The sequence below is a fragment of the uncultured Senegalimassilia sp. genome (genome assembly GCF_934636665.1).
Lineage (GTDB): Bacteria > Actinomycetota > Coriobacteriia > Coriobacteriales > Eggerthellaceae > Senegalimassilia.
Window position 1 is genome coordinate 42635 of the sequence record NZ_CAKUAT010000019.1, and the last position, 6147, is coordinate 48781.

At 58.4% G+C, this 6147-nt stretch carries 4 protein-coding genes and 1 tRNA gene; 4 read left to right on the top strand and 1 reads right to left on the bottom strand.

Features of this window, described 5'->3' with window-relative positions:
• Positions 1–12: 12 nt before the first annotated feature.
• From Q0G75_RS08115 to Q0G75_RS08125, 3 genes are all read left to right on the top strand, one after another.
• Positions 13–89, top strand: a tRNA-Pro gene (locus tag Q0G75_RS08115).
• 323 nt (positions 90–412) lie between these two features.
• Entirely contained in the window at positions 413–1243 is an 831-nt protein-coding gene (locus Q0G75_RS08120) for an ABC transporter substrate-binding protein (RefSeq protein ID WP_294414642.1), read from the top strand.
• A complete protein-coding gene (locus Q0G75_RS08125) occupies positions 1236–3407 on the top strand; it encodes a response regulator (RefSeq protein WP_294414643.1) in 2172 nt (723 codons plus the stop codon). Before Q0G75_RS08120 ends, Q0G75_RS08125 begins: the two co-directional genes overlap by 8 nt.
• Positions 3408–3729: 322 nt before the next feature.
• Here the strand turns inward: Q0G75_RS08125 and Q0G75_RS08130 are convergent, their stop codons facing one another.
• Positions 3730–5190: a DHA2 family efflux MFS transporter permease subunit gene (locus tag Q0G75_RS08130; protein ID WP_294414644.1), complete on the bottom strand. Its 1461-nt coding sequence runs from the start codon at positions 5188–5190 to the stop codon at positions 3730–3732.
• Between the two features lie 576 nt (positions 5191–5766).
• Between Q0G75_RS08130 and Q0G75_RS08135 the strand changes: the two genes are divergently transcribed.
• The coding region (locus Q0G75_RS08135; protein WP_365911008.1) for a hypothetical protein at positions 5767–6147 on the top strand (381 nt) is incomplete at its 3' end.

A 6147-nucleotide genomic window follows, 5' to 3' on the forward strand; every position in this document is an offset into this window, starting at 1 on the left:
ACTTTGAAAGTTCGGGTTGTGGCGCAGTTTGGTAGCGCACTTGACTGGGGGTCAAGGGGTCGCAGGTTCAAATCCTGTCAACCCGACCAGCTTACACAAGCGGGTCTCAAGAAATCTTGAGACCCGCTTTTCTTTTCCTCCAACTGATTGTGCATTGCATCCCGATAAGCCCCTTCCGCATGTCGCAGCCGTGACGTTTGCTTTTCGCACACGTCGCATGCCGCAGCCTCAGATTTAGTTTTGCGAGCGCTCCGCATGGCGCACGTTATCTGCTGATGACGCTACGACTTCGTCTCTGGGTGCGGCCCTACATTTCAATATTACGGCAAGTCGTGTGGTTCGCCGTTTTCCCGAGGTAATACCTAGGATTCGGTTATACTGCGTAGGGGGTGTCACCGAGGTTAGGATGCACATGGGTAGCAAGAAGCCGTTCGCGCTCATCGCGTTTATCGCCGTTTTGGCATTATCGGCGTGCGCGCTTGCTGCATGCGTTTTTCCAAGTTCAAACGAACCCTCGGATTCAAACGAGTTGAAAACCCTTGTGATCGGCACCGATCCCTACCCGCCGTTCGTCTCCGATGATGCGGAAGGCAATCCCAGCGGTATCGATGTCGATATCCTCACCGAGGCGTTCGGCCGTATCGGCTATAAGCCCGAGTTCAAATACATCGCTTGGGAGAAGAAAAACGAGATGCTTTCCAGCGGCGAGCTTGATTGCATCGCCGGCTGCTTCTCGATGACGGGGCGCGAGGCCGACTATCGTTGGGCCGGTCCGTACATGAAAAGCCGTCAAGTGGTTGCCGTTGATCCCTCAAGTCCCATTACCACGTTCGCCGATCTTGAGGGTAAAACCATTGCCGTGCAATCCACCACCAAACCGGAAGGCATACTGCTGAATCGCACAAACCCCGAAGTTCCGGAGGTGGCAAGCGTGCTAAGTTTCTCCGATCGGTCCTATCTTGTCCCTGCGCTCTTGAAGGGCTACGTGGATGCCATCGCGGCTCATGAGACCTCGATCTTGCAATACGAGCAGGATTACGGGGTCGATGTGCGCATCCTCAATGATTCCCTGCTCGACGTCGGTCTTGGTTGCGCGTTCGATCTACGCGACGATCGCGGTATCGATGTTGCGCTTGCAAGTGCGTTTCGGGACATGATAGACGATGGCACCATGCGTCAAATCCTTTCGAAGTACTTCGAGAATCCTTCGCCGTATCTGCGGGTAGGCGATGTTCGTGGCTAGAAATAATCACCTTGGCAGACGCTTCTGGGCAATCGTCATCGCCATCGGGGTTGCTGTGGTGTGCGTGAGCGGGTTGATCAGCTTCGGCTCGATGTTCCGGCAAGCCGCAGAGTGCTCCGACAATGTGGTCGCCTTCGCGAAGTCGCAGAGCCTGATTTATGATTCGTTCAACGATTCCGCCGCTATGACCAGTCAGGTGCTTGCGCTTGAAAACGCGGCTCAGCTGGCTCGCAATATCTCTTATGGCAGCGAAGGCGATGAGCTATCTGGTCTTGAGCGTGCTGCACGGCAGCTCGGTCTATCGAACGCTTTCGTGCTGTCCGCCGATGGTCAGCTTGTGCGGTCGTACTCCAATAACAACGTAACGTTCGATATGGTGCAACATGAGGTGACGGACGAAGTCGCCCTCGAGGTGATCGATGATCCCAGGAAAATGTACGCCACGCGTATCGTGTTCGATGACGGGTCGTACATCGATGTGGGCTGTGCGGCGCGCATCGACGAGCCGGGCATGGTCGTTGCGGGTTACTACACAAGCGAGACGTTCTCGAATCGCTATCTGCTGTCCTTGCAGAATATGCTGGCGGGCTACGATGTGCGTGGCAGCGGCGATATCGTCGTGGAATCCGACGGCAAGGTGGTGGCAGCCAACATGCTCCCGAATCAGGTGAGCGGCGGCATCCAGCTCGACCCCGTTGATGCGAAGGTGGTCGAGGATATCAAAAGCCGCTGCTCGCTTGGTAAAACCACGCTGCTGCTTTCAGGATCGAACCTTTATATCGCCTCCCTTGACAAGGCGCGTGATTACTACGTGTACACATTCATGCCCGTTTCGTCTTGTTTGGGCGAAGTTGCCGGGTTCGTAGCTGTTGCGCTCGCGTTGTACTGCGTCGTAGTCGCCGTGTTCGCTCTTTCTAGGCGCAAATCCGAGCATGAGCATCTCCATGAGCTCGTGGTGCAGGAGCGCGAATATGCGGAACGCCTTGCGAAGTCGGCACACCAGGCGCAAAGCGCCAACCGTGCGAAGACCGAGTTCCTGCAACGCATGAGCCATGATATCCGCACGCCTATCAATGGTATCAGGGGTATGGTGGAGGTCGCCAACGCCTACGACGACGACCTTGCCAAGCAGCGCGACTGTCGGCAGAAGATTTGGACGGCATCGGGCATCCTCTCCGACTTGGTCAATGAGGTCCTTGACATGAGCAAGCTCGAAAGCGGTGAGGTGAAGCTTGATCTGCGCCCCGTGAATCTTGTAGAGCTCATCAACGAGGTTTGCAAGATGATGGAGCGTCAGGCACAGCAACTTGGCGTGACCATCAGCTGCGATATGAGCGGGGTCGCCCATCCCTCTATCGTGGCAAGCCCGCTTCATCTGAAACGGCTGATCATGAACATCGCGAGCAATGCGGTGAAATACAACAAGCCGGGAGGTTCGGTACGCGTCACCTGCACGGAGCATGCGCACGAAGGCGAAGTCGCCACGTACGATATCGTCATCGCCGACACCGGTATCGGCATGAGCTCGGAATTCCAGGCGCGTATGTTCGAACCGTTTGCCCGAGAACAGCAAAAGGGCGCCGAGCACGCGACGGGCACGGGTTTGGGAACCGCGATCGCCAAACAGCTTGCCGAGCTTATGGGCGGCAGCGTTGCGTACGAGAGCAGTTTGGGCGTCGGCACAACCTGCACCATCACCTTGCCGTTGGCCATCGATCTCGATGCTCCGGCGGGATCGGGCGAGCATCTTGCGCTCGATACGGTCGCATTAGAGGGCTTGAGCGTGCTGTTAGTCGAGGATAACGATCTGAATCGCGAGATCGCCGGATTCGTACTCTCTGATGCTGGTGCGAAGGTGACGTGCGTAGATGACGGCGCCGAGGCGGTAAGCGCGTTCGAACAGGCGGATGCGGGTACCTACGATTTGATCCTCATGGACATCATGATGCCCAATATGGATGGATACGAGGCGACGCGCGCCATTCGCTCGCTTGCGCGCGAGGATGCAGGAACCATTCCCATCGTGGCCATGAGCGCCAATGCCTTCACCGATGACAAGGTCCGCTGCCGAAAGGCGGGTATGGACGAACATTTGTCAAAACCCATCGATTCGCAAAAGCTCATCCAGGCCTTGTCGAAGATTTTGTCGGCGAAGGGGAGGTGAGCTAGCGCGACAAGGTTCGCGCGGCACGGCTTTCGATCGATGCGGACGTGCGGAGTCGACCGCATCACGTCAGGCAACGGCGCTGCTGGCAGACGTCGCGTGCTCGAAGGACGTGTTCCCCAGGTAAGGCGGAATAACCGCCAAACGATTAACGCCGATTTCGATGCATACGCCGCTCAAATGTGTACGTGAAGGCTTAGGGCGAAACTGAAGGGACCGGCCCCGCAGTCATTCCGGAGCCGGTCCCTTGCGGCATCGATCTTGCTAGTTAGCTCGTCCAAGCTGCCTGTTGCGTTAGTGGGCCAGCGTGTTTAGCGTTGCGTTACTCGGTTGCTTGCGCAGCGTTCGCTGCCGTGTCGCGGATCACATGAGGCTGCTGTCGCGCTTCCTTTGCAACGCGGATCTTCAGCACGCCGAAGATTAACGCCACCATGCCGATAGCGGCGCACGCCATATATGCCGCGCTTGTCCCCGACACCGTTGCCTCGACGGTTGCCGCTCCTTGCAAGGCCGCGTTCGAGGTGACGGTTGTCATGAGCGTGACGATGATGGCGGTTCCCAGGCCGCCTGCAACCTGGCGCCCGGTGTTGGCGATGGCGTTGCCGTGGGCGATCTGACTATTCTCGAGCGCGTTGATACCCCAAGTGTTCACCGGCATGTTCGCCAATGATTGACCTGCCGCCTGCGCGGCGCACAGCACCGCCACCATCAAGATCGAGCAGCTTGCGTCCATGCGCGACAGGGCGAACAACGCCATGGTCATAAGCGTCAAACCGCCAACTGAAATGGCTCGCGGGCCGAATTTGTCGAACACCACGCCCGAGATGGGGCTGATAAGGATGCCGACCGCGGCGGCGGGTAGCATCGCCATGCCCGTTTGCAACGCCGTCGCGCCCATCGCGGTTTGCAGTAAGATGGGCAGAATGGTGTTGGTGACCAGGCATGCCGCGTTGATAAGGGTGACGACGATGGCGGCGACGGCGAAATCGCTCGATTTCAGGCACCTCAGATCGAGCAGCGGCTCATCGATGCGCAGCTGGCGTCGTGCGAACAGCACCAGGCAGGCCACGCCCGCGATGATGCACCCGAGCACCACCGGGCTGGCCCACCCCATCGAGGCTGCGCTGGAGAAACCGTACAGCATTCCTCCGAACGCCACGGTGGAAAGCGCGATGGACGGCACGTCGAGATGCGGGCGCTTTGCTTCCCCGACGTTATCGAGCAAGAACACTGCGCACACAAGCGCTGCAAACGCCAACGGCACGATACAGCCCAGGCATGCGCGCCATCCGTACGCGTCGATGATGGCGCCGCCGACCACAGGTCCGATGGCGGGACCTGCCGACATCACGATGCCGGCCATGCCCATGGCGGTTCCGCGCTTCTCAACGGGGAATACCAGCATGGGAACCACCGACACCAACGGCAGCAGAACGCCGGATGCGGCGGCTTGCAGCACGCGTCCGCAGATCAGCAGGAAGAACGTCGGCGCAGCGGCGCATAGCGCCGTACCCGCGGCAAATGCGCCCGTTGCGGCGAAGAACAGCTGACGGGTAGTGAAACGGTCGATCAAAAAGGCGGAAACCGGCACCATAATGCCGCTGACCAGAGGGTATATGGACATGATCCACTGCGCCGTGGAGGCATCGATGGCGAAATCGGCCATGATGACGGGCAGGGCGGGGGACATGACGGTTTGATTGAGAAGCGCCAGGAAGGCGCCGAAGACCACAACACCCGTGATGCGCACACGGTGTGCTGCGGCGGAGCTTGCATTGTTCAAAAGAAGATCCTCCAAAAAGCCGATATGGTACGTGTTCGATACGCGCGGTTTGCGCGCACGCATCATATGAGCATGGAGGTGAGGCTGCAGGCGCCGAAGGCGCGCAGCGGGCATGGCGCGCACAGCATGGAATCCGTGCGGCGGATGCGATGGAATATGTCGGCAAGCGATCGAAACATGACGGTGGGTTATCCTAGCAAATCCATTGGCGTACGAACGGACGTTTCCTCGCTGTCATGGAATCGTCATCTCTGCGCATCCTTCGGATTCGGGCGTCGGCACGGTATTCCATCTTGCAGGATTCGAGCGGCTGCGAAAAAAACTCTCGGCTTGTGCCCCAATATCTTCGGAATGGGAAATCCTTGCGCCCACGATATGCCGTCTACCGGTATTTTGTTGTTAAAACGGACCCATTTACCGAGCATACCGCCCGCCCTCAATGCTTGCAGGGGAAACGGCCGGTGGGATGGTAGAGTGCTATCCGTGCCCGACGTCCGGGCACGTTCGGCTTTATGCGGCGCTACAAGGTTCGCGGGGTCGGATTCGGCTAGCAAGGAAATGAAAGGGGGAGGCAGCGTGGCTCTCATCGGGTTTCTGATTCTGTTCCCGTTGCTCGTGGCCGGTGTGCTGCTGCTCGTGGGCAACGAGACGGCGCGACGCGTCATCGTGTGCTCTTCAGCGGTGATCATCGGATTCGGGTCGGTTTGGCTTGTTTTGGCCAACCTGGGCACGCCGTGGGTCGGGATCGAGTTTTCTTCAGGTGCGATCGATATCGTATGCACGCTCATCGGCTTGGTCATCGCCGCGGTCATCTTGTGTTTCGGCGTGAAGTACAAGAACGTATTGGCATGCGTGCTTGCCGTGGTGCAGGTTGTGGGCTCTTTGGTGTTCGACGTGTTCGTCGCCCATGGCATCGAAGTGCAATATGGATTGTACCTGGACAGCCTTACGCTCGTC

Bases quoted from the DNA above. Each gene is read 5' to 3' on its own strand.
- Q0G75_RS08120 (WP_294414642.1), top strand. From the start codon at position 413: ATGGGTAGCAAGAAGCCGTTCGCGCTCATCGCGTTTATCGCCGTTTTG.